The following is a 21,144-nucleotide window of genomic DNA, read 5'->3' on the forward strand; positions in this document are numbered from 1 at the left end:
AGTGAATCTTCATAAAACCATCGTCGATTCGCTACTCGGCGGCATGAGTGTGGAATGCGAAGAAGGAGACGACCCGATGACGTGGTGGAACGAAGCCGGCGCCCACTGGGGTTGGGGTGGCTGCCTGCTGGCCATCGTGATGCTTCTTGCGTTTTGGGGAGCTGTGATCGCGGCGCTGGCGGCGCTACTCGGGGCGAACAGGCCGCAGCGTCGGGAGGACATCGAAACTCAGCGCGACGCACGGGTACCCGGCCTCACCATTGATGATTGCGTCGCAACGACGAAACCCCCGCACTGCCGATGAACGGTGGGAGCGTCGGCACGACGATATTGACACGACGCACGTTCCTGGCGGCCACCCTCGCCGCCAGTACCGCCGCCATGGCCGCGTGCGGAAAGCCCACAAGTGTCAACCCGGCTACGGATCCGATCGCGGTCGCTGAAGCCGCGCGGCCCCACACCGGGCGCACCGTCACCGCGGCGTTGACACCTGGGCCGGCGGACATCGACCTGGGCGGACCCGTCGCCCGCACACTGGCGTACAACAACAGCGTTCCCGGACCGTTGATCCGCGCCGACGTCGGCGACGAACTGGCGATCAGCGTCACCAACGGTCTGGACCACCCGTCTTCGCTGCACTGGCATGGCATCGCGCTGCGCAACGACATGGATGGCGCAACGCCGGCGACCCCGAACATCGACCCGTCATCGAACTTCACCTACCGGTTTTCCGCGCCTCATCCCGGTACCTACTGGGCGCACCCGCACACCGGCCTCGACGCCGACTACGGGCTCTACGCGCCGGTCATCATCGACGATCCGGCCGAGCCGGCACGCTACGACGCCGAGTGGATCGTGGTGCTCGATGACTGGACCGACGGAATCGGTTCCAGCCCGCGGCAGCTCTACGAGGGGCTGCGTCCCGTCTCGGGGGCCGGCGGCCATTCGGGTGGCATGCCCGGTATGCCCGGCATGAGCGGAACACCTGGAATGCCAGGGGTTCCCGGTGTCGGAGGCGTTGGCGCGAGCGCACTTCTCGGGGGCGACGCGGGTGACGTCAGCTATCCGTTCTACCTAGCGAACGGTCGCATTGCGGCGGCACCGACCACTTTCACCGCTCGCCCTGGGCAGCGGATAAGGATGCGGATCATCAACGCCGGGTCCGATACCGCTTTTCGGGTCGCGCTGGCCGGACATCGGATGACTGTCACCCATACCGACGGTTTCCCTGTGGTGCCGACCGAGGTGGACGCGCTGCTGATTGGCATGGGTGAGCGCTATGACGTGTTCATCACCACCGGTGACGGCGTGTTCCCCTTTGTCGCCTCGGCCGAAGGGAAGAACGCGCTCGCGCGAGCCCTACTGTCCACCGGCGCCGGTGCCGCACCCGATCCGACGTTCATGCCACCCGAACTGCAGCGCCGGGTCGGCACCGTCGGCGTGTTCACCGCCGCGCCCGAGGCGGTCTTGGATGTCACCAGGGCCGATGTCGCCCTGTCGGCCCGGCTTTCCGGTTCCATGGCGTCCTACGACTGGACGATCAACGGCAGACCGTTCGAAGACACCGTCCCACTGACTGTGAGGCAAGGCCAGAAGGCGACGTTGACCTTCGCCAATACCACCATGATGTGGCATCCCATGCACCTGCACGGTCACACCTTTCAAGTGATCAAGCCGGACGGGACTCCGGGCCCACGCAAGGACACCGTCATAGTTCTGCCGATGCAGGAGCTGACGGTGGCGCTCGCCGCCGACAACCCGGGCGTCTGGATGATGCACTGCCACAACACCTATCACCAGGAAGCCGGCATGATGACGAGCCTGAACTACTCGCCCTAGCCCGGTGCCGCGCCCTTCGCACGGTCAGCGGCGATGAGGCCCAAAGACCTTGAAGCGCAGTGCTCTTGACTCTTTCGGGACGAGACGCAAACCGTAAGACTGTGGCCAATCGGCCACGGATACATCAAGAGGAGGAACGGTCATGATGTTTTGGTACGACCACGACATGGGTTGGTGGGGATACGCGGGGATGGGCGTCGGGATGGTGCTGTTCTGGGGCTTGATCATCGTCGGTGTCGTCGCTCTGATCAGATACACCACGGGCAGCTCACAAGCGCCACGCGGTGACGCGCCCACAGCCGAACAACTGCTAGCGGCGAGATTCGCCAGTGGCGAGATCGACGAAACGCAGTACCGCGAACGATTGGCGATACTGCGCGAGGCTGTGCGTCGATAACTGACGCCAGCGCCAAGCCCGCGGCGGGGGAGTTCCGCGCCGCGGGCGTATTCGCTAAGCGTGAGGTGCCCAGCCTGGGGTTATGGTGCGGTGTGGGCCCTGCGGTACTCGTCGCCCCCTGGCTGCACTGTCGCAATGTGGACGTCTTCCGTCTGCCCAGGGGATGCGCTGCTGGTGAACCGGCGAAGTCGCAGGCTGTTGCTGACCACGAAGACCGAGCTGAAGGCCATTGCGGCGCCGGCGATCAGCGGATTGAGTAGGCCCAGTGCCGCTAAGGGAAGTGCGGCGACGTTGTAGGCGAAGGCCCAGAACAGGTTTCCCTTGATGGTCCTCAGGGTTGACCGGGCCAATCGAATGGCGTCGGCGGCTGCGCGCAGATCACCACGTACCAGTGTCAGGTCGGATGCCTCGATGGCGACGTCGGATCCGGTGCCCATCGCCAGGCCCAGATCGGCCTGTACCAGTGCGGCGGCATCGTTGACGCCGTCGCCGACCATGGCGACGGTTCGCCCCTGCGCTTGCAGGCTTTTGATGGTGTCGACTTTGTCGGCAGGGAGGACTTCGGCGATCACGTCGTCGGGGTCGATGCCGACCTCTGCGGCGACGGCGAGGGCGGCGCGCCGATTGTCGCCGGTCAGCAGAAACGGACGCAGGCCGAGCTTGCGGAACTGGCCGATGGCGTCCGCGGAGGTGCCCTTCACCGTGTCGGCGACGACGATGACGCCGCGCACCACCCCGTCCCAGGCCACCCATACCGGGGTGTGGCCCTGGGACTGAGCGTGTTCGGCGGCGGAGGTGAGGTCGTCAGGGGCTGTCAGCGACCAGTCGTCGGTAAGCCAGCTGAGCCGGCCAACCAGGACCGCATGGCCGGCGACGACGCCGCTGACGCCGTAGCCGTTGTGGTTGGAGAAGTCTTCGACCGCTGGCAGCGTGCCGCCGGCGGCTGCTGAGGCGGCGATCGCTTCCGCGATGGGGTGTTGAGACGCGCTCTCCAAGGCTCCCGCGAACTCGAGGAGCTCATCGGAGTTCTGCCCTGCGCCGGGATGCACCCCCATGAGACTCATGCGGCCGGTGGTGACGGTTCCGGTCTTGTCGAGCACGATGGTGTCGACTCGGCGGGTGGACTCGAGCACCTGCGGTCCCTTGATCAGGATGCCCAGTTGGGCGCCGCGGCCGGTGCCGACCATGAGGGCGGTGGGGGTGGCCAGGCCGAGCGCGCACGGGCAGGCGATGATCAGGACGGCGACTGCCGCGGTGAATGCGACTGTCGCTGAATGGCCGGTGAGCAGCCAGGCCGCCAGCGTTGCGACCGACAGCGCCAGGACGATGGGTACGAAGACCGCCGAGACCCGGTCGGCCAGGCGCTGTACCGATGCCTTGCCGTTCTGGGCGTCTTCGACCAGGCGCGCCATCTGCGCGAGTTGGGTGTCGGCGCCGATTCGGGTGGCGCGGACGAGCAGTCGGCCACCGGCGTTGACGGTGGCACCGGTGACGTGGTCGCCGGGGCGGACCTCGACGGGCACGGATTCCCCGGTGAGCATCGATGCGTCGACTGCCGACGAGCCGTCGGTCACGACCCCGTCGGTGGCGATCTTCTCACCCGGTCGCACCACAAATACGTCTCCGACGCTAAGTTCTGCTGTTGGAATGCGGATTTCGGTACCGTTGCGCACGACGGCGACGTCTTTGGCGCCCATGTCGAGCAGGGCCCGCAGCGCGGCACCGGATCGTGTCTTGGCGCGCGCCTCGAAGTAGCGGCCGGCCAGAATGAACACCGTCACCGCGGCGGCGACTTCGAGGTAGATGTGCTCGGTCTCGGAACCCGCGTCGGGTAGCAGACTGAAGGCCATCCTCATCCCCGGCATGCCGGCGTGTCCGATGAACAGCGCCCACAGTGACCACAGGTACGCGGCGCTGACGCCCAGTGAGATCAGGGTGTCCATCGTGGCGGCGCGGTGGCGGGCGTTGGCCCACGCTGCGCGGTGAAACGGCAGGGCGCCCCACACCACGACGGGAGAGGCCAAGGTCAGCGCGAACCATTGCCAGTTGGTGAATTGCAGCGCGGGGATCATCGACATCGCGATCACGGGCACGGTCAGCACCAGGGAGATCAGCAATCGGCTCCGCAAGGAGTCGGCTTCGCCCGCGTCCGGGCCGGAATCGGTCGGGGCCGCGTCATTCGCCGCCGCGGGGGCGGTTGCGGTGTAGCCGGTCGCTTCCACCGCGGCGATCAACACTGCCGGATCGACGGAGTTGGGGTAGTCCACCTTGGCCTTTTCGGTCGCGTAGTTGACGCTGGCCTCGACCCCATCGATTTTGTTCAGTTTCTTTTCGATCCGGGCTGCACATGATGCACAGGTCATCCCGCCGATCGACAACTCGATGCTGTGGGGTTGTTCGACACCGACGGTGTGATTCGGCAGGCTCATGCTCTGTCCTTTGGTTCGGGGTTCGCGCAAGGTGAGTGCTAGCGAGGTTGATCGGTGGATAGGCGGTAGTCGCCGGCCTCGTCGAGTGCGGTGGTGATCTGCTCGGTGGTCAGTGGTGGGTCGCTGGAAACCGTCACTGTGGATATGCCGCCGGCAACCAGATTGACATGAACGTCGGTGACACCGGTGAGTGCGCCGAGTTCTGCGCTCACCGCGGCGATGCAGTGGCTGCAGGTCATGCCGGTCACGGCGTAGGACTTGGTGGTTGTGGTCGTGCTCATGGCGTTCTCCTTGACCGATGCTGGTGGGTGTGTGTCCGAGGACCTCGGTGCGCAGCAACTGCAGCCCGAGGCGGTGGGGGGAATCAGGGGCAGGGTGGCGGTGAGCTGTCGGGTCATTTCTGGCCACTTTCGCTTGCGGGATGGGCGGTTTCGGATGTGTGCTCAGGAACGGACGAGACGCGCGATTGCTGCCGAGGCTTCATCGATCTTCTGCTCGGCGATGTCGCCGCCCTGGTGGACTGCGTCACGGACGCAATGGGAAAGATGTTCGTCGAGAAGCGACAACGCCACCGACTCCAACGCTTTCGTTGCCGCCGATATCTGGGTGAGCACGTCAATGCAGTAGGCGTCCTCGTCGACCATGCGTGCAAGGCCGCGGACCTGCCCCTCAATTCTGCGCAGTCGCTTGAGATGTGCGTCCTTCGAGGCTGCATACCCGGGTGTCGCCGTATCCATGACTCCTCCTCCGTGATACCCCATAGGGGTATACAAAGCAATATACCCCTATGGGGTATCAATCTGTCAAGGGGCCAACGTCACCAGAAGTGCGACGGATACCTCAGCTGCATGACCGGGCTCGCCCGCGTGGGCGTCGAGGGTGTGCAATTCAGCGTGCCGATTGGCCCTCCCGCGTGCGGCGCATGAGCCCGCCGCATGATCATCAAGCCGACCCGCCCCGTTGCTCATAGGTTCCCGCGCGGGTCGATTACTTTGGCCGCACCTGATTCCATGTGATTCCTGAGCTGCCAGATGTTGGAGCCGACCATGTAGGTGTTGATCGCAGGATCTGGTGTGATCTTCAGGAAGCAGATTCGCGTTTCGCCGCGGCGGTAAGACTCTTCGTAAGCCTTGAGGATTCGGCGGCCGATCCAGAACTGGCGGAAGGCATCCCGCCCTTCGTCGTCAGTCCAGTCGAGGATCTTCGCGAATCCGCTCAACTGGAGGGTTGCTGGTGGGAGGAACCACAGGAGCCGCCTCGGCAGCGGAACCACGAGCGAGACCCGCGGATGCCGCACGACATTGCGCGCCTTCTTCAGGTGCCGGCGGGTCATTACGAAGATGGAGATGGCACCGCCGAGCTCAGACACGCGGTAGTTGACTCCCGCTGAGCACGGTTTGCCCTCTTCGTCGGTCGTCGAAAGTACCGCAAACGTTTGCTTCCGTAGATGGCCGAGAACGACCTCGAACGTGACAGGGTGATTCTTCACCTTGACGTCCGGTGGCTCGGTGACCGACGAAGGGCGGGGAGTCGTTGGAAAGAGCCCGTGGCGTGGACACCGGGGTGCATGCGCGGACGGGGTACCTGCCAGGCCCACTCCCGGAAGGTCACGACAGCACCGCCACCAGCGTCGCCACGATCCAGAGTGCCGCCGCAGCGGAGAGCAGCCACCGAAATGTCGAGTGCAGCGCGAAATTCACCAACGCCATGACCCCAATCGACGATGCGCCGGCGACCGCCAGTACCGCCACTGCCGACGACTCGGCATTACGAACGTCAGTGGCTGCCAGGTAGATGGTGAGTGTCCCGGTAGCCACTGCGTATCCGCCAAGGACGATGAACACCAGACGCAGCCACTCACGCAGGCTCGGTAGGGCAGCATCGATCTCGCCCGTGGTGCGGCGTAGATAGCGCAAGTCCTCGGGCAGCAGTGCAGGCCGGGCCAACACAAAGAACCCCCCAACCCCGACGAGGATCGCGCCACCGACTCCGAACAGCCATGCCGCGGCGATCATCAGGTCAGCTTCCCGCCGCGGGTGAGGACAACTGAGGCCACGATCAATAGCCCACCCAGCCAGACGAACCCAGTTAGTAATGGCCAGGTTTCGTCGAAACGTGAGGTGAGACTGGTATCGAATAGCAACCGGGTCACGCCGTACCCGGGAAGAAACTGGGCCCACTCCTGAGGTACAGGGCGGAGCATCGGACTTTGGATGATTCCCAGATCGAGAAAAGGGATCAAAAATGCGACGAACACCCCCGCGACCTTGCCCAGCAGTGGCCCGATGACTACACCGATCAGGGCGTAGATTGCGGCGATCAGCAGGTTGGCAGCAATGTAGCCCGGCCACTGCCTGGCGTCGAAGACGGTCGCGGTAACCCCCATGGTGGCCGCCGTGATGACGATGGCGGCTACGGCGACCACGCCCAAGCGGGCAGCCAGCACCACGCCAGTGCGGTAGCCGGCCAGCCGCAGGCGTCGGTCCCCGCCGGCAGCATCGACCACTACGAACATCCCAACCAGTGCAGCCAGCGCACCGATGCCGATCGGGGCCATCGCTCCGGCGTGTACCTCGGGAAACCAGAACGACTGGTTTGAAACGGCGCCGTTCTCGGTGACCGACACCATTAGAGATCGCCCCGGCGTGGTCACCTTCGCCAGCAGCACGAACGCCGCCGGCACAATAACTAGCAGCACCAACAGCACGCCGTTTCGCCGCAGATCGACCAGACCGAACCTCAGCGCAGTCGGTAACTGGCCGGCCGTGCGCTGACGCCGTCGCGCGGTGCGAGAACCCGCCGCCACCAACGCGCCGGCCACAGCAAGAGCGCCGAGCATCCAAACCGAGGCGAGGCCGAGATCGCCGAGCCGTCCAGCGTGGTGCGAGGGCGTGTCGACAGTCCACAACGTGACGAAGTGAGTGGGAAACCAGCGAGTGAACACGTAATCGCCGCCGCTGCCGGCAGGCCCGACGAACACGTCGATCATCCAGATCAACAAGATGATCACCGCACCGTTGACCGGATTGGCAACCGCTATCCCTACTAGCGCACCGATCGCCAGGTAGATGACCGAGAACATCAGCGTACCGACGATCACCCGGACCGGATGGTCGATACCGACACGCACGGCCAACGCGGCGAGCGCCACTCCCGAGACGAGTCCCGCCATGAGCAGACCGGTGCCCGCCCGGGCAGCGAGCAACCGCGCCGCTGGTAAGCCGACCAGTTGCAACCGCTTGTCCGCGCGTCGCGCCGAGTGGATCTGGAAGTACATTGCGAGCCCCGACAGGAAGCCAGCTGCCCAGCCGGCGGTCGCCGTTTGGGTTGCGATGCCGGGTCGTCCCCGTAACAGTTCCATCGCGTCGGCGATCGAACCGGCCGCGACCAGCACGAACACGAGCGGCACCAGGACCAGCATGATCAGGTTCACCGGGTTGCGAACATAGTCGGCGATGAAGCTGCGGGTCAGCAGCAGCGTCGGCCGCCACTGCTCATGGGCTGCGGTCGTCACTGGGGACCCCCTGCCCTCCGTACTGTCCCTCGCATAGCCGCCCGTCACACAGCTTGACGATGCGATCGAAGCGGTGCTCGTCAGCGACGAAGTGGCTAATGATCAGCACCGACCGTCCGTCGTCGCGACGACGGGCCATCAGATCCCAGAACTTCAGATAGGTGTCCCAATCGAAGCCGGCATAGGGCTCATCCAGCAGCAGCACTTGCGGGTCGGCCAGCATCGCCAATGTCAGGTTGAGCTTGGCCAGCGTGCCGCCCGACAACCGATCCGCCCGTGTGCCGGCGTATCGTTCAAATCTCAACGCCTCGTAAAGATCTCGGCGCGCGCGCCGTTCGGCCTCATGCGCCATACGGTAGGCGCGCGCGAACAGCTCAAGGTGCTCATCACAGGTCAGGCGTTCATACACCACCGGCTGCTGCGGGCAATAGCCCAGCACGCCGGAGCGGACCACCGTGCCCGCGTCTGGGGCAAGCTCGCCAACCAAGATCTTCATGATCGTTGACTTGCCTGAGCCGTTCTCCCCAACAAGACCGACCACTTCGCCAGGCTGCAGCGTCAGGTCGACGCCGCGCAGCACCTGCTGGTGGTGCGAGATCGGCCAGGTGCCGCGGCGAAACGACTTCTCGATACCGCCGGCCGTTAACACCGCGGCGGCGGCCTCGACCACCGGCAGCTTCGTTATGGCGTCGGTCCCAGTGGTGTGATTCATGACCGACCTCCTCCGTGGGAGCCGTCGGTGCTGGGCGGTGGCGAGGCGCCGGTGGGCAGGGGCGGCGGTGTCGGGCGATGCCAGGCGGTGCGGCTGTCACCGGAGTGAGCGGTTTCCGGCACGGTTTGGGGACGAGATCGCACGTGCGGCAGGAATGCCGGAGTGCGTGCCGTGTACGCGTTCCATGCGGGGCCGAATTGGTCCGCCGCGTCGCGTTCTTCGCTGCGCGCCAGCCGCGCGTAGACGTAAACCAGCACTGGGAACATCATCAGTGTGGGAATCGTCGGCCACTGCAGCAAGAAGCCGAGCATGACTAGTAGGAAGCCGTCGTATTGCGGGTGACGTACCCAGGCATACGGGCCGGTTGTGGCGAGTCGATCGGCTTGGGCGGCCGCATGCAAGTGTCGCCAGGCGACCGCGATCAGCCAGAAACCGCCACCGATCGCCGCGTAGCTGGCCAGATGAAAGGGGCTCAGGTGCGGGTCGCCGGTCCAGCCGATGAGGTCGTTCCACAGGTGCCCGCCGGCGTGGGTGTCACGTAGGAGCGGGAAGCGCGATCCCAGCCAGCCGCCGAGCAGGTACACGGTCAACGGGACGCCGTACATCTCGGTGAACAACGCCACCAAGAACGCGGTGTAGCCGCCCATCGCCCGCCAATCTCGATGCGTTCTCGGACGAAAGAAGCTCAGCCCAAAAGCCATGAACAACAACGTGTTCACGATCACCAGCGGCCATAATCCGTAGGCTGCATCTGCCATCGTCAAGACCTTCTGATCGGTGATGGACGTGGAGGTTTATGACCGTCCCGCAGAGTCGCGATGCTCCGGCGTATCGGACCGGTCATGCTTAGTGTCGTTACCGTGCCCGCCGCCCATTCCGCCCATCATGAACATCATCATCAATGGGCATGCCAGCGCAAAGAGCAGCAGCGCCGACGTCGACAGCGGAACGCCGATGGCCAGCGCAGTTACGAGAGCGGCGGCTAAGGCCAAGGCGTACCAGGGTAGGTACTGTGTTTTCATCTCGAGGTCCTTCCGTTCGGGCCGCCCTCAAGCATGCGCTTCTACCCTGGCGATGCCCATGGAACTACGTAGGTGATACGTAGGACGAAAGTCCCTGTCTGATTCGCCCAGAGGCCCTATGGCGGACCCGCCAACGCGATCGTTCTCGTCGGCGTCGGCGTCGGCGTCGGTGCTGGCATCGGCGGTAGGCGTCGCATCCGGTCTACGGCACAATCATCACGAGGCGGCCGGTGTGAAACCCGATCACCACAGTCGGACGATCGGACACGCGGACGATCACGGTCGTGCGGCGCCACCCGCTACGTAGCCGGTCGTCGAGTCAGCCGGCACGCCAGCGACACCGGCGCCTGTCGAGGCTCCTTCGGGCTGAGTCGCTTCACCACGAAGCGGGCGTTGATCACATATACGATCAGTAGTGAGTCAACCGCGGCCCGGTGGACTGGTACGTCGAGAACTTCGTCAGGTGTACGTGATGGGGGCAAAATGGCGCCTTGCTGACTGTCGCACCACCTACTGGGAGTGCCTTCGTTAGATCTGCCAGTCTTGGGCGCCGTCGTTTTGGTTGTAGGTGCCGACGGAGTTCTTGACGACCACGGGGTCTCCACTGCCGAAGTTGTCATAGAACCATTGAGCGTTGGCCGGACTGAGGTTTGGACACCCGTGGCTGACATTGCGCTTGCCTTGATCAGCGACTGACCAGGGCGCACCGTGAACGAAGATGCCGGCGTTGTTGATCCGCACCGCGTCTTGAACTTTGAGCTTGTAACCTTCGGCCGCGTCGACCGGCACACCATAGGTGGAGGAGTCCATCACCATGTCGGCGAACTTCTCGAGCACGTAGTAGGTGCCGTTGGGTGTTTCGTATCCCGGCTTTCCCAAAGACACCGGCATGGTCTTCTCGAGTGAGCCGTTGCGCATGACCTCCATTTGGAGGGTGGCGTTGTCGATGGTCGCCACCAACGAGTCGCCGGTGCGGAAGCTCGATTTCGTGCCGCTGGCATCGATGTTCACCGTTGTGTTGGGGGGCCAGAAGTCGATGGGCCGCCATCTGAGTTGGGTCGCGCTCATCCAGTAGAACTTCCCGGGGACCGCGGGGGTGGAGGAGATGTGAACGGCTTGCTCGGCCAGCGCGCGGTCGGCGATCGGCCGTTGGAAGTTGATAATGATCGGCTTGGCCACCCCGACCATCGCGCCGTTGACGGGATTGAACGTCGGCGGCGCGAACACCGGTTCGCCCTCGTAGGGTGCAGGGTTCTGCCCAGGCGGTGTGGGCCCGGCCGGGGGCGCCGGCCGTGAAAGATCACTTAGCGGACCCTGGATCGAACCGGGGGGGAGGACGAACGGTTCTGGCGGGGATCCCGGCATTGCCATCGGATCGATCGGCGCCGGCGGTCCGGGAAGGGGCGGCTCCGCCGCGGCGGAGCCGGTGCTCAGCATTAGTGCGCCGGCGAGGCCAGTCGCGGCCGACATCAGTCCCAGCTTACGCACTCGCCGCCGCTCCATAACCGGTCTCCTCGCCTAGATTCTTCCGCCGTGCAACCCAAGAAGCACGACGAGTACTTCCAAATCTACTACCTACGTACGTTGGCAGTAGGTCGACCGATTTCGCTTACCGTGCGGTGCGGCAGTGGCTCCGTGTGGACAACCGCCACGTACGTCCGTAACCTAATCGTGATCTACGTATCGAGACCGTACTTGGTTCCTGGGCAACGAAAGGACATCCGACGTCGTGATCCTTGAACCGATCCGGCGGATCTCCCGTTCGCTGGTGCGGTCGCTTGTCGGCGCGGTCGCTGTTGCGACCTTGCTGTGTGTCGCGGTCGTCAGCGACGTCAACGCCGATCCGGCATCGGACGCACTGGCCCGCATGAATGAGCTGTCCCGCCAGGCAGAGCAGACCACTGAGGCTATGCACACCGCACAGATCGACTTAGACGCCAAACTCGCCGTGCAGGCGGACGCGGAAGCGAAGAACGCCATCGACAGGTCGGCCGTCGACGTGGCCAACGCCGAACTGGCGAAGTACCAGGCGGCGGTAGACAAGGTGGCGGCGGCCGCATACATGGGTGGCAGCACTGACGGGCTTACTGCGGCCCTCACTGCGTCCTCACCCCGGGACTTGATCGACCAACTGTCGATCCAGAAGACCATGTCAACGCAAATGGCAGCGGATATGGCGGCCTTCAAGTCGGCTAGCCAGCGGGCCGCCCAAGCCGCGCAGAGATCAGCAGATTCCGCCGTGCGGGCTCGCCTAGCCGCGGATCAGGCAACGAAGGTCCGCGCTGAGTTGCAGGCTAAGCAAAGCGATCTGCGCGCCCAGATAGCCGCAGTCCAAGCCCAGTTCGAGGTGTTGACACCGGATCAGCGCGCGATACTCGCTGACCCCGGCCCTCCACCTCCACCCGTCCCCGGCGAGCCGAATCCCGATGACCCCGCGATCGTCGCGATGCCCGATCCGCCGGCGGCGGGGGTGGCGCCGACTCCGCCGAGCGGCGAGGGTGCCGCGGTGGTGCAGGCAGCGTTGACGCGGGTGGGGTCGCCGTACTCATGGGGTGCGACGGGCCCGAATTCTTTCGACTGCTCGGGACTCATTAAGTGGGCGTTCCTGCAGAGTGGCAAGTCCTTGCCGCGTTCAAGCCAGGCATTGGCGGAAGGGGGCCAACCGGTCGCTGTCACTGACCTGCAGCCCGGAGACATCGTGACCTTCTATGCCGATGTCTCTCATGCGGGTATCTACATTGGCGATGGGATGATGGTTCACGCGTCGACGTACGGAACGCCGGTGAAGGTCGCGCCGATCTCCTCCGCGCCGATTCATAACGTCCGGCGGTACTAGGTCGCCGCCGCTAGAGGTGGCGCGGCGGCGACTGCTGAAGACCTGGTGCTGAGGGCCGTCCATTCGTTGATCTCGTCGATAGTGTGAGCGAGGGGGGGACGGTCGGGGCGGGAAGTGTCCCAGGCCAGGGCCGACGTGGAGTCGCGGACTGAGGTGAGCGGACCCTGTGGTGGCTTCGTGTCTTCTCTGCTGGCCGTCTATTCGACAGCGGTGAGGACGTTCACCGAGGCTCCGTCGTCAGTGGAGGTGTAGATCGCGGTATCCGTGGCGATGTAGACCTGGCCGTCGCTAGCGGCGAGAAGTGCTTGAGGTTTGACGTCTAGGGCGTGTTGTAGCTGCCAGGTCCGCCCGTTGTCGGGGCTGGTGTAGAGGTTTCCTTCGAGGTCAGCTCCGAGCAGGGGACCACGCTCGGGCCAGCTGACGAGCGCCAGTGTCGGTGCACCGCTGACTGCGCCGAACGTCATTGCGCCGTCGGTGCTTCGGAGGAGCCCATGGCGTGTGGTCGCGAGGATCTCGTCGGCGTCCGCGGGTGATACTGCTAGGTCAGAGGCGGGGATTTCTGCTCGCCTCTGCCAGGACTGCTCATCGAGGCTGACCATCACAGCGCCCGACTGGCTGTCGTGACCGTAAACCCGGCTGTGGCGGTACTCGAGTGCGTGAAAATCGGCGCTGCCGTGCAGCGACAGGGATTCCCAGGATTGGCCGGCGTCGCTGCTCTTGATCAGGCCCAGGTGTGGCGGTTGTTGACGGTCAGCCGGATCGGGGTGGCCGCTGGCCAAGAATTCGTCAGGCCCGGCGATGGTGAAGCCCATGAAGTCCTGGGCGAGATCGCCGACTCGTTGTGGCGCCCGATGGGGCTCTACTGTGTAGAGGCCATAATGAGTGGCGACATAGAGGGTTTCGTCGGACGGGTTGATGCCGAGACCGTGGATGTGCACCATGCCCGGCACTATCGCGGGCGGCGCGCTGTCGGGGGCGTTCGACGAACACGCCGCGACGAGGGCTCCGGTCAGAATTGCGGCAACGAATCTGCGGGGCTGCACGGTGAAACCTTCCGGTCGCGGACTATCTACGTAGTGCAATAGTAGATGGGCGGCACAGGGCAACGGCGCGACGCTGGTATGACGCCCTGGGCAGGGCTGCGCGTACCGACAGGACAGTGAGGCTTCTTCATCAAGTCTTCATCGGGACACGAACCGACCCATACTCGGAATCTTGAGGCTGGACCGAGGCGGCGAGAGCGCTTGCCGCGTGGCCTGGTGTCACGAAGTTGTACGAGAAGGATGCGCGATGCAGCAAGCGATGTGGAACTGGGTTTGCGGCGTTGGCGGCGTCGACCCTGTTCATCGTTGCCTGTTCGAATGCGACAACAAACTCTCAGTCATCGCCGAGCGCTGCGAGCAGCGACGCGGCCACAACGAAGCTGATGTGACCATCGATGCCGGGCAGACCTATGTCCAGGATGACGATATCGGGATCGAGGTCGCGCGCGGGGGCGATCGCGCCGACGCCGTTGCCGGCCACGACCGCCTCGAACTGCTCGCGTTCTAGATAGCTGGCCACCACTTCGGCCAGGGGAAGTTCGTCGCCGACGACCAGGACAGGGTATCCCTTCGCCTGCTCAGGTGTACCCGGGTGATCCTCCATATCCCGCATGGTGCCCGCTGAAGCAGCCGCGGTGGCGCTCGACCGCCCGAAGCGGCGCGATCTTCAGCAGATCTCTAAGAGACTCATACCGATTACGTCCTTCGGCTGGGAGACGCCCAGTATGAAGGAGGGCCTGACATGCGCTGGCTGATGGACGTCTGCCCGAACAGTCTCGGGTGGCAAACGTGGCTGATCCTGTGCGCCGTCATTGTCGTGCTGTGGACCGCCGCCATCGCGGGCGCGACGGCCCTGTTCCACGCTTCTGGGCGGCCGCGCCGCAGCGGGCGGCGGGAGGCACTGCAGGAGCCTGTGCGCAGCGGCCACCCCGGAGCGGACTGACTGGTCTGCGACGCGGCCAAGGTAGCGCTCGCCGCGAGGCGTCAATATTCGATCAAGCGCGTGACGTAGGGCGTCATCCCGGAGCTGCGTACGGGTGAGATTTTGACTACTGACCCGGTATAGGGGGCTTCGAGCATCATGCCGTCGCCGAGGTACATCGCTTCGTGCTGGCTGGCGTTGGGGCCGTAGAAGATGAGATCCCCGCGCTGCATCTGCGATGACGGAACTTTGCGGCCGGCGTTGTACTGAGAGCCCGAGTAGTGGTCGAGCTTGATGCCCACGCCTGCGAAGGCGTAGAGCATGAGGCCGGAGCAGTCGAAGCCGACGGTGCTGGCTCCCTGATCGATTCCCCGAGAGGGCCCATTGGCGTTGCCACCGCCCCATGAGTAGGGAACGCCGAGCTGGGACATGGCGCGTCGGATCACGAACTCCGAGGCCTGGCGGCCGTACAGGCGGGGGATGCGTCCATTGGTGATGCCGGGATCTGCAGCAGCGGTCGTGGGGGAGAGGATGCCCAGTTTGGTGAGGAAGTTTCGGCCCATGTCGGCGGTGAGTTGCAGCGAGGTCGCCATGATTTTCAGGACGGCGTTGATGATGGCTATCGGATCGCCGGCCACATTCGCGCTGGGCACCATCGGCAGCGTGGTGTCCCACTGGCCGGTGCCCGATCTGCCTGCCGGTGCCGGACGGGAGCCGTCCCATTGGCCGCTCGGCGGCACTGCAGCGCCGGGTTGCGCGGCCGTGGGCTCGTGCGCGGTAGCTGCTACCGGGCGGGCAGTAGTCAGTCGGGTTTGTGCGGAGTCGCGTTCGGCGGCCAACCGGGTGAGGTCGGACTGTTGATCGGTGAATGCGCGTTGCGTGGCGACGAGTTCGGCGACGGCGTCGTCCTGTCGCCGTTGCGCTTCGGCCGCTGCGGCGTCGGCGTCCAGGCGGGCCTGCTTGGCGGCTGCGAGTCGGTTGGCGCGTTCGGTCTGACGTCGGCGAAGATCGTCCTTGACCCTGCCGAAGGCAAGGAGATAGGTCTGCTGCGTCGAGGCTGCCGAGAGGATGTCTTCAGGGCCACGTGCCAGCGGCAGCGCGCGGGAGGGACCGTTCATGTAGGTCGAGGCGGCGAACTCGTCGAAACGCTGCTGCGTGGCGTCGATGGCGGTCTGGCTGTCGGTGAGTGCTTTCTCGCTGTCGGTGAGTGTGCGGTGTGCCTCGGCGACCCCCTCGCGGGCGGTGGCAAGCTCAACCAGGGCCCGGTTGACGCTCTCTTGTTTGTGTTGGATGTCCGCGCCGATATCGGCGACGTGCTGGTTAGCTTCGGCGACGGCGGCGACCAGTCCTGCGACCGTCTCGCTGTCGCCATCAGGGGTGCCGTGGCCGGCCGCTGCGATGCCCGAGGGGTGAAGCACCAGCATTGAAGCAAGAACCCCGGCGGTGAGAAGTGAAGTGAGGCGCCGCATCAATTCTCCTGTGGGGTGGCTGCCGGTGGCCGCGAGTCGGTCGGGGTTGTACACCGACGTGTTGTGTCCAAGTCCTACTAGCGCTGTAACTACGTAGTTGCTTAGTACGTAGTTGGAACGTACATCACTGCAGCATCAGGAGAAACGCCTGTCACAGTCTCAACTCGATAACACCTGACCGTCCGGCAGCATTCGCTCCTGGGCCCGGCCGTTGCCTTGGGCCGTTTTCGATGGCGCACGCCTTGGCGGATCGCCATCGGTGTCGCATTCGCGGTGAGGTCCCGGTATCTGGGCTGTTGGCGGCTACATTAAGAGGCTGCAGGGTGCCGCGCTGTGCGAATCGGTCACCTCGTCAGAGCGGGCAGGAGTTGCGGCGGATGGAACAGCGAGGATTCGGCGACCTCGAAGCGGTGGTCATGGACTGGGTGTGGGATCACGAGGAGCCGGTCACAGTGCGTGACGTGTTCGAGGACCTGTCGCAGCAGCGGCCGATTGCGTACACCACTGTGTTGTCGACCATGGACAACCTGTATCGCAAGCGGTGGCTCAAACGGCAGCGCAACGGCAAGGCCTATCTGTATCGGGCGGCGATGAGTCGTGAGGAGCGCTCAGCGCGTCTGATGAAAGCCGCTTTCGACTCCGGCGGCGATACCAACACTGTGCTGGCGTTTTTCGTTGAGCAGATGAGTACAGAGCAGTCGGCGCAACTGAAGGCGGCGCTGCGTAAGGGGCGGCGATCATGACGACGGCTCTGTGGCTGGTGCTCTACGGCGCAGTGCTGGCGTGGCTTGCTCCACCGGTACTGCGGCGCCTTACTGGTGGCGGGGTGAGTCCGTCCATGGGTGTGGCCGCCTGGCTGGCCACGGTGGCGGCCGTGCTCGCTGCTTGGCTGGCGGCAGTGGTGCTGGTGGTCAACGCGGCGTCGGACAGCATCCTCGACGGCTCGGTGGTGACCCTCTGCCTGGAACTGTTCGGGTTCTCCGATCACACGCCGCTGGCGGGACGCCTCGGGTCTATTGCTCTCATCGGCGGGGGGCTACTGACCTCGGCAGCCGTGGCGCTACGCCTGGGCCGCTGCCTGGCCCGACTGCGCACCCGAAGCCACGAGCACGCACATGCCGCGCGGATGGTCGGTCGGCCCACCGACCATCCCCACGTCGTTGTCGTCGAGGCGGACCTTCCCGCCGCCTACTGTGTCATCGGCCGTCCGCATGCCATCGTCGTCACCTCGGCGGCAATGCAATCGCTGAACCGCGCGCAATTGAAAGCGGTTCTTGCGCACGAGGATGCGCACTTGTCAGGGCATCATCACCACATGCTCATGGTGCTGCGTGCCCTCGCCGCCACCCTTCCTCATCTTCCATTGTTCGCCTGCGCACATCAGGCTGTGGCGGAACTGCTGGAGATGTGCGCCGACGACACGGCCGCTCGCCGCGTCGGCACTCGTCCTTTACTCACGGGGCTGCTCGCACTCGCCGGTCACCGACCTCCCGTGGCCGAAGGTCTGGCCGCGGCGGCAACGGCGGTCATCACCCGCGCCGAGCGACTGGTCACCCCGACGCGTCGGCACGTGCGGTGGCGTCACCGCGCTCTCCTGGTTGGCGCCATCGCCACCATGCTCGCCACTCCGGCATTCATCCAGGTGCTCTGCCACCACTAGGTGCCGGTCGAACCCGTCCGATCTGGGTGCGGGTCGGTCATGCGCACCTAGACGGACGAAGACCTTTCGGCAGTCAGGTATCTGTCCACTCAGCAAATTTCTTTCTGGCTGTCTGACTGCCTGGTCCACTTGCAAATATCTCCGTAGTCAAACCGTAGATGACCAGTGCAAAGGCCGGTGTCACCGAGGGTCAGGTGATGGCATGCGCAGCGTCGAAACAGGCGGCAACGCAACGTTATCGGGCGAATCCTGTGACTGCGCTGATCGCTTTCCGCGCGGGCCGCTGACGATGACTGTCGCGGGCAGGTCACGACACGGCGTCAACTGCATGGCCGCCATTCCGTTCGGCGATCCGCTGCTACAGTCGGCAACATCGTGAGCTACATCGACGGGAGTTCCTCGCAGCGGCGACGCGCAGTCGTCGCTGTGTTCCTCGCGTTCTGGACCATCATTGTGGCTGCGGAATGGGCGCTGCCGGGGACCGAGGCGGCGCCAGCCCACGGACCCCACCCCCTTGCAAGCGCGGTGGGCGCGCCGGTGGCTGTCCAGCTCGACCATCCGCACATCTCCCAGGGCGGAAGTGCGCCGTCACCGGAGTCTTTTGCTGAAGCCGTTCTGCCGCGGGGAACAATCACGCTGATTGCCCTGACCTTGGTCAGCGCTCTGGCTGTGTTGCCGGCGCTCTGGCGCTACGCGCCGCTTGCTCCTATTCGCGGTCCTCCGCGCTCACCCGTCGCACAGACCGGACGCGACGTGCTTGTCCGGCTGTGCATCGCGCGTCGCTGATCGGCTAGCGTCAGGCCCCGTCTTCTGGACCGGGGCCGGTGACCGCTGCCCGCCACCAGCAGCCGCGCGACAGTCGCGGCGTCAACAGAAGCGATATCCCCGACATGAATCATGCCGTTTCGATCAACCATGCCCACGACACAGACCAGTTCGAGCACCTACGGCTGGGCCGCTTTGAGCGGCCGGCCACGATGGTCGGTCAGACGCCCGTCCTGAGGATCGGCGCGCCGTTCACCACCGCAGGGCAGGGCTTTTGGGCCAAACTTGAAGGCTTCAACCCGGGCGGAATGAAGGACCGGCCCGCGCTGCATATGGTCGAACGCGCGCGCAGCCGAGGGGTGCTCGCCCCGGGCGCCCGCATCGTCGAATCGACCAGTGGCACATTAGGATTGGGGCTCGCTCTTGCGGGCACTGTGTACGGTCACCCCGTCACGTTGGTCACTGACCCCGGAATGGAACCGATCATCCAACACATGCTCGCCGCGTTCGGCGCGCACATCGAACTGGTGACCGAGCCTCACGAGCGCGGCGGCTGGCAGCAGGCCCGCACGCAACGCGTGCAGGAGATTCTGGCCACCGATCCGCACGCGTGGCATCCCGACCAGTACAACAATCCGGACAACGTGGAGGCCTACCGCGGGCTGGCGGTCGAATTGAATGAGCAGCTGGGATCTGTGGATGTGTTGGTGTGTTCGGTCGGCACCGGGGGACACTCGGCAGGCGTGGCCCGGGTCTTGCGGGAGTTCAATCCCGGTCTGCAGCTGATCGGCGTCGACACGGTGGGCTCAACCATCTTTGGGCAGCGCGCCACCACTCGACTCATGCGCGGCCTCGGATCCAGCATCTTCCCGGGCAACGTCGATTACGGCGCTTTCAACGAAGTGCACTGGGTCGCGCCGGCGGATGCAGTGTGGGCCTGCCGAACCTTGGCGGCCACCCACTATGCCAGTGGCGGGTGGAGTGTCGGCGCGGTCGCGTTGGTGGCCGGGTGGGCTGCGCGCAAGAGCGACCCGGGCACCACGGTCGCCGCCATTTTCCCCGACGGCCCGCAGCGGTATTTCGACACCGTCTATAACGACGACTATTGCCGCACCCATGGTCTGTTGGACAAGGTTCCGTCTAATGAACCATCCACCATTGACGACCCGATAACACACGCGGTCACGACCTGGACGCGGTGCCCCGTGGTCGTTGACCCCACGCAGGTGGTGACGCGATGACATTGCTGTCTGGGTTCCGCAGCTTCGGCTGGCCAAGCCGCATGCTGATGATCAACCAGTTCGGGATCAACCTCGGTTTCTACATGCTCATGCCCTATCTGGCGGGCTATCTGGCTGGGCCCCTGGGCCTGGCGGCATGGGCCATCGGGCTGGTGCTCGGGGTCCGCAACTTCTCCCAGCAGGGCATGTTCATCATCGGTGGCACGTTGGCCGATCGCCTGGGCTTCAAACCCCTCATCGTGAGCGGATGCGTGCTGCGCACTGCAGGATTCGGGCTTCTGGTGGTCGCCGACTCGCTACCGGCAGTGTTGGTCGCCTCGGCGGCAACGGGTTTCGCCGGAGCACTGTTCAACCCAGCTGTGCGTGCGTACTTGGCCGCCGACGCGGGCCCTCGACGGGTAGAAGCGTTTGCGCTGTTCAACGTGTTCTATCAGGCGGGCATCCTCGCGGGGCCGTTGGTGGGCCTCGCGTTGATGTTCGTTGACTTCAAGATGACTGCTGCCGCTGCGGCCCTCGTCTTCGCGGCGCTGACCGTGGCGCAGCTGTTAGCACTGCCGCAACGTGCTGTGACTCCAGCACAGGAGAAGACCTCGGTGCTTGAGGACTGGCGGGCAGTCGCGGCCAATCGCTCGTTCCTGCTATTCGCCGTGGCGATGATCGGGTCCTATGTGCTCTCGTTCCAGGTGTACCTTGCGATGCCACTGCAGGCGCGGTACCTGTTCCCCCAAAACGACTCCGTGGTCACAGCGACGATTTTCGTTGTGTCCGGAGTGGTGGCGGTGCTTGGACAGATGCGGATCACACGGTGGTTTGCGCGGCGTTGGGGTTCGGGGCGCTCACTGGCCATCGGCATGCTGATTCTGGCGTTGTCGTTCTTGCCGCTGATCGTCTTGCCTGATGGTCAGCGAGCCGGCCGTGTTGCTGCGGCGACAGCGCTGCTCATCGCGGCGGCCGTGCTGGCGGTCGGCTCGGCTGCGGTGTTCCCGTTCGAAATGGATACCGTCGTCTCCCTGGCCGGCAACCGGCTCGTCGGAACTCATTACGGTTTCTACAACACGATCGTCGGCGTCGGCATCCTCCTCGGCAACCTGGCCACAGGCTCGTTGATGCAATTCACCCGAGAGGCGGGGCGGCCGGAACTTCTGTGGGTGTTGTTGACAGTCATCGGATTACTGTCGGCGGTCGCGCTGTACCGACTGGATCTGCGAGGACGGCTGGGATCAACGCCGGAGGTCCTTGATGACGCGAACCGGCGTTGAACTCGCCGGTCGGCGCGTCGTCTACGTAGTAACTAC

General features: G+C 64.8%; 23 protein-coding genes and 1 pseudogene. 11 read left to right on the forward strand and 13 right to left on the reverse strand.

Features of this window, described 5'->3' with window-relative positions; genetic code table 11:
* Position 1 precedes the first annotated feature (1 nt).
* The 3 genes from MCHUDSM44219_RS28950 (at position 2) to MCHUDSM44219_RS14895 (ending at position 2,236) form a co-directional block, all read left to right on the forward strand.
* Positions 2-304 (forward strand): hypothetical protein, encoded by a 303-nt coding sequence (locus tag MCHUDSM44219_RS28950; protein WP_236695468.1) that lies wholly within the window; start codon positions 2-4, stop codon positions 302-304.
* Positions 301-1,839, forward strand: a complete 1,539-nt coding sequence (locus tag MCHUDSM44219_RS14890; RefSeq protein WP_082162213.1) for a multicopper oxidase family protein — start codon at positions 301-303, stop codon at positions 1,837-1,839. The genes MCHUDSM44219_RS28950 and MCHUDSM44219_RS14890 overlap by 4 nt, the downstream gene beginning before the upstream one ends.
* A 142-nt stretch (positions 1,840-1,981) precedes the next feature.
* Positions 1,982-2,236, forward strand: coding sequence for an SHOCT domain-containing protein (locus MCHUDSM44219_RS14895; RefSeq protein WP_048419031.1), 255 nt, complete (start codon positions 1,982-1,984; stop codon positions 2,234-2,236).
* An 80-nt stretch (positions 2,237-2,316) separates the two neighbouring features.
* Here the strand turns inward: MCHUDSM44219_RS14895 and MCHUDSM44219_RS14900 are convergent, their stop codons facing one another.
* The 10 genes from MCHUDSM44219_RS14900 to MCHUDSM44219_RS14945 form a co-directional block, all read right to left on the reverse strand.
* On the reverse strand, positions 2,317-4,665 hold the full coding sequence (locus tag MCHUDSM44219_RS14900) for a heavy metal translocating P-type ATPase (RefSeq protein ID WP_048419032.1): 2,349 nt from the start codon (positions 4,663-4,665) through the stop codon (positions 2,317-2,319).
* A gap of 38 nt (positions 4,666-4,703) precedes the next feature.
* Positions 4,704-4,946, reverse strand: a complete 243-nt coding sequence (locus tag MCHUDSM44219_RS14905) for a heavy-metal-associated domain-containing protein (protein ID WP_048419033.1) — start codon at positions 4,944-4,946, stop codon at positions 4,704-4,706.
* Between the two features lie 162 nt (positions 4,947-5,108).
* Positions 5,109-5,402, reverse strand: a complete 294-nt coding sequence (locus MCHUDSM44219_RS14910; protein WP_048419108.1) for a metal-sensitive transcriptional regulator — start codon at positions 5,400-5,402, stop codon at positions 5,109-5,111.
* A 227-nt stretch (positions 5,403-5,629) separates the two neighbouring features.
* Positions 5,630-6,262, reverse strand: coding sequence for a pyridoxamine 5'-phosphate oxidase family protein (locus MCHUDSM44219_RS14915; RefSeq protein ID WP_330218625.1), 633 nt, complete (start codon positions 6,260-6,262; stop codon positions 5,630-5,632).
* Positions 6,263-6,272: 10 nt separating this feature from the next.
* A complete protein-coding gene (locus tag MCHUDSM44219_RS14920; protein WP_048419035.1) occupies positions 6,273-6,680 on the reverse strand; it encodes a hypothetical protein in 408 nt (135 codons plus the stop codon).
* Positions 6,680-8,179 (reverse strand): hypothetical protein, encoded by a 1,500-nt coding sequence (locus tag MCHUDSM44219_RS14925; protein ID WP_048419109.1) that lies wholly within the window; start codon positions 8,177-8,179, stop codon positions 6,680-6,682. The genes MCHUDSM44219_RS14920 and MCHUDSM44219_RS14925 overlap by 1 nt, the downstream gene beginning before the upstream one ends.
* Positions 8,160-8,891 carry an ATP-binding cassette domain-containing protein gene (locus MCHUDSM44219_RS14930; RefSeq protein ID WP_048419036.1) on the reverse strand — a complete coding sequence of 244 codons (732 nt, stop codon included), beginning with the start codon at positions 8,889-8,891 and terminating at the stop codon, positions 8,160-8,162. Before MCHUDSM44219_RS14930 ends, MCHUDSM44219_RS14925 begins: the two co-directional genes overlap by 20 nt.
* Entirely contained in the window at positions 8,888-9,649 is a 762-nt protein-coding gene (locus MCHUDSM44219_RS14935) for a methyltransferase family protein (protein WP_048419037.1), read from the reverse strand. Before MCHUDSM44219_RS14935 ends, MCHUDSM44219_RS14930 begins: the two co-directional genes overlap by 4 nt.
* Positions 9,650-9,685: 36 nt before the next feature.
* Positions 9,686-9,913, reverse strand: a complete 228-nt coding sequence (locus MCHUDSM44219_RS14940) for a DUF2933 domain-containing protein (protein WP_048419038.1) — start codon at positions 9,911-9,913, stop codon at positions 9,686-9,688.
* Positions 9,914-10,441: 528 nt separating this feature from the next.
* Positions 10,442-11,383 (reverse strand): L,D-transpeptidase, encoded by a 942-nt coding sequence (locus MCHUDSM44219_RS14945; protein WP_048419110.1) that lies wholly within the window; start codon positions 11,381-11,383, stop codon positions 10,442-10,444.
* A 259-nt stretch (positions 11,384-11,642) separates the two neighbouring features.
* Here MCHUDSM44219_RS14945 and ripC point away from each other — a divergent pair, with 259 nt between their 5' ends.
* Complete coding sequence (ripC, locus tag MCHUDSM44219_RS14950; RefSeq protein ID WP_236695469.1) at positions 11,643-12,749, forward strand: peptidoglycan hydrolase RipC; 1,107 nt, start codon at positions 11,643-11,645, stop codon at positions 12,747-12,749.
* Between the two features lie 197 nt (positions 12,750-12,946).
* On the opposite strand, the gene MCHUDSM44219_RS14955 is transcribed toward ripC, so the two are convergent.
* Together MCHUDSM44219_RS14955 and MCHUDSM44219_RS14960 are read right to left on the reverse strand one after the other, a co-directional pair.
* Positions 12,947-13,792, reverse strand: a complete 846-nt coding sequence (locus tag MCHUDSM44219_RS14955) for a F510_1955 family glycosylhydrolase (protein ID WP_053081260.1) — start codon at positions 13,790-13,792, stop codon at positions 12,947-12,949.
* Positions 13,793-14,180: 388 nt separating this feature from the next.
* Positions 14,181-14,405 (reverse strand): annotated as a pseudogene (locus MCHUDSM44219_RS14960) (response regulator); the annotation flags it as partial.
* A 129-nt stretch (positions 14,406-14,534) separates the two neighbouring features.
* On the opposite strand from MCHUDSM44219_RS14960, the gene MCHUDSM44219_RS14965 reads away from it, so the two are divergent.
* Complete coding sequence (locus tag MCHUDSM44219_RS14965) at positions 14,535-14,735, forward strand: hypothetical protein (RefSeq protein WP_048419040.1); 201 nt, start codon at positions 14,535-14,537, stop codon at positions 14,733-14,735.
* Between the two features lie 41 nt (positions 14,736-14,776).
* On the opposite strand, the gene ripA is transcribed toward MCHUDSM44219_RS14965, so the two are convergent.
* On the reverse strand, positions 14,777-16,183 hold the full coding sequence (gene ripA, locus MCHUDSM44219_RS14970) for an NlpC/P60 family peptidoglycan endopeptidase RipA (protein ID WP_048419112.1): 1,407 nt from the start codon (positions 16,181-16,183) through the stop codon (positions 14,777-14,779).
* 377 nt (positions 16,184-16,560) lie between these two features.
* On the opposite strand from ripA, the gene MCHUDSM44219_RS14975 reads away from it, so the two are divergent.
* From MCHUDSM44219_RS14975 to MCHUDSM44219_RS14990, 6 genes are all read left to right on the forward strand, one after another.
* Positions 16,561-16,926 carry a BlaI/MecI/CopY family transcriptional regulator gene (locus MCHUDSM44219_RS14975; protein ID WP_048419041.1) on the forward strand — a complete coding sequence of 122 codons (366 nt, stop codon included), beginning with the start codon at positions 16,561-16,563 and terminating at the stop codon, positions 16,924-16,926.
* The gene (locus MCHUDSM44219_RS14980) at positions 16,923-17,843 is read left to right on the forward strand and encodes a M56 family metallopeptidase (RefSeq protein WP_048419042.1); all 921 of its coding nucleotides are present in this window, start codon (positions 16,923-16,925) and stop codon (positions 17,841-17,843) included. The genes MCHUDSM44219_RS14975 and MCHUDSM44219_RS14980 overlap by 4 nt, the downstream gene beginning before the upstream one ends.
* Before the next feature lie 202 nt (positions 17,844-18,045).
* A complete protein-coding gene (locus MCHUDSM44219_RS30005) occupies positions 18,046-18,222 on the forward strand; it encodes a hypothetical protein (RefSeq protein ID WP_157868769.1) in 177 nt (58 codons plus the stop codon).
* Positions 18,219-18,629, forward strand: a complete 411-nt coding sequence (gene lpqS / locus MCHUDSM44219_RS28960) for a putative copper homeostasis (lipo)protein LpqS (protein ID WP_082162214.1) — start codon at positions 18,219-18,221, stop codon at positions 18,627-18,629. The genes MCHUDSM44219_RS30005 and lpqS overlap by 4 nt, the downstream gene beginning before the upstream one ends.
* Positions 18,630-18,733: 104 nt before the next feature.
* Positions 18,734-19,849 carry a PLP-dependent cysteine synthase family protein gene (locus MCHUDSM44219_RS14985; RefSeq protein ID WP_048419043.1) on the forward strand — a complete coding sequence of 372 codons (1,116 nt, stop codon included), beginning with the start codon at positions 18,734-18,736 and terminating at the stop codon, positions 19,847-19,849.
* Positions 19,846-21,108 carry an MFS transporter gene (locus MCHUDSM44219_RS14990; RefSeq protein WP_048419044.1) on the forward strand — a complete coding sequence of 421 codons (1,263 nt, stop codon included), beginning with the start codon at positions 19,846-19,848 and terminating at the stop codon, positions 21,106-21,108. The genes MCHUDSM44219_RS14985 and MCHUDSM44219_RS14990 overlap by 4 nt, the downstream gene beginning before the upstream one ends.
* The last annotated feature ends 36 nt before the right edge of the window (positions 21,109-21,144 follow it).

Source organism: Mycolicibacterium chubuense (assembly GCF_001044255.1).
GTDB lineage: Bacteria > Actinomycetota > Actinomycetes > Mycobacteriales > Mycobacteriaceae > Mycobacterium > Mycobacterium chubuense.

Coding starts and splice junctions, on each gene's coding strand:
- MCHUDSM44219_RS14930 (WP_048419036.1), bottom strand. CDS start 8,891: ATGAATCACACCACTGGGACCGACGCCATAACGAAGCTGCCGGTGGTC.
- ripA (WP_048419112.1), bottom strand. CDS start 16,183: ATGCGGCGCCTCACTTCACTTCTCACCGCCGGGGTTCTTGCTTCAATG.
- MCHUDSM44219_RS14990 (WP_048419044.1), top strand. CDS start 19,846: ATGACATTGCTGTCTGGGTTCCGCAGCTTCGGCTGGCCAAGCCGCATG.
- MCHUDSM44219_RS14920 (WP_048419035.1), bottom strand. CDS start 6,680: ATGATCGCCGCGGCATGGCTGTTCGGAGTCGGTGGCGCGATCCTCGTC.
- MCHUDSM44219_RS14890 (WP_082162213.1), top strand. CDS start 301: ATGAACGGTGGGAGCGTCGGCACGACGATATTGACACGACGCACGTTC.
- MCHUDSM44219_RS14940 (WP_048419038.1), bottom strand. CDS start 9,913: ATGAAAACACAGTACCTACCCTGGTACGCCTTGGCCTTAGCCGCCGCT.
- MCHUDSM44219_RS14980 (WP_048419042.1), top strand. CDS start 16,923: ATGACGACGGCTCTGTGGCTGGTGCTCTACGGCGCAGTGCTGGCGTGG.
- MCHUDSM44219_RS14905 (WP_048419033.1), bottom strand. CDS start 4,946: ATGAGCACGACCACAACCACCAAGTCCTACGCCGTGACCGGCATGACC.
- MCHUDSM44219_RS14985 (WP_048419043.1), top strand. CDS start 18,734: ATGAATCATGCCGTTTCGATCAACCATGCCCACGACACAGACCAGTTC.
- MCHUDSM44219_RS14975 (WP_048419041.1), top strand. CDS start 16,561: ATGGAACAGCGAGGATTCGGCGACCTCGAAGCGGTGGTCATGGACTGG.
- MCHUDSM44219_RS14900 (WP_048419032.1), bottom strand. CDS start 4,665: ATGAGCCTGCCGAATCACACCGTCGGTGTCGAACAACCCCACAGCATC.
- MCHUDSM44219_RS14910 (WP_048419108.1), bottom strand. CDS start 5,402: ATGGATACGGCGACACCCGGGTATGCAGCCTCGAAGGACGCACATCTC.
- MCHUDSM44219_RS14895 (WP_048419031.1), top strand. CDS start 1,982: ATGATGTTTTGGTACGACCACGACATGGGTTGGTGGGGATACGCGGGG.
- MCHUDSM44219_RS14935 (WP_048419037.1), bottom strand. CDS start 9,649: ATGGCAGATGCAGCCTACGGATTATGGCCGCTGGTGATCGTGAACACG.
- MCHUDSM44219_RS30005 (WP_157868769.1), top strand. CDS start 18,046: ATGCGCAGCGTCGAAACAGGCGGCAACGCAACGTTATCGGGCGAATCC.
- MCHUDSM44219_RS14965 (WP_048419040.1), top strand. CDS start 14,535: ATGCGCTGGCTGATGGACGTCTGCCCGAACAGTCTCGGGTGGCAAACG.
- MCHUDSM44219_RS14945 (WP_048419110.1), bottom strand. CDS start 11,383: ATGTCGGCCGCGACTGGCCTCGCCGGCGCACTAATGCTGAGCACCGGC.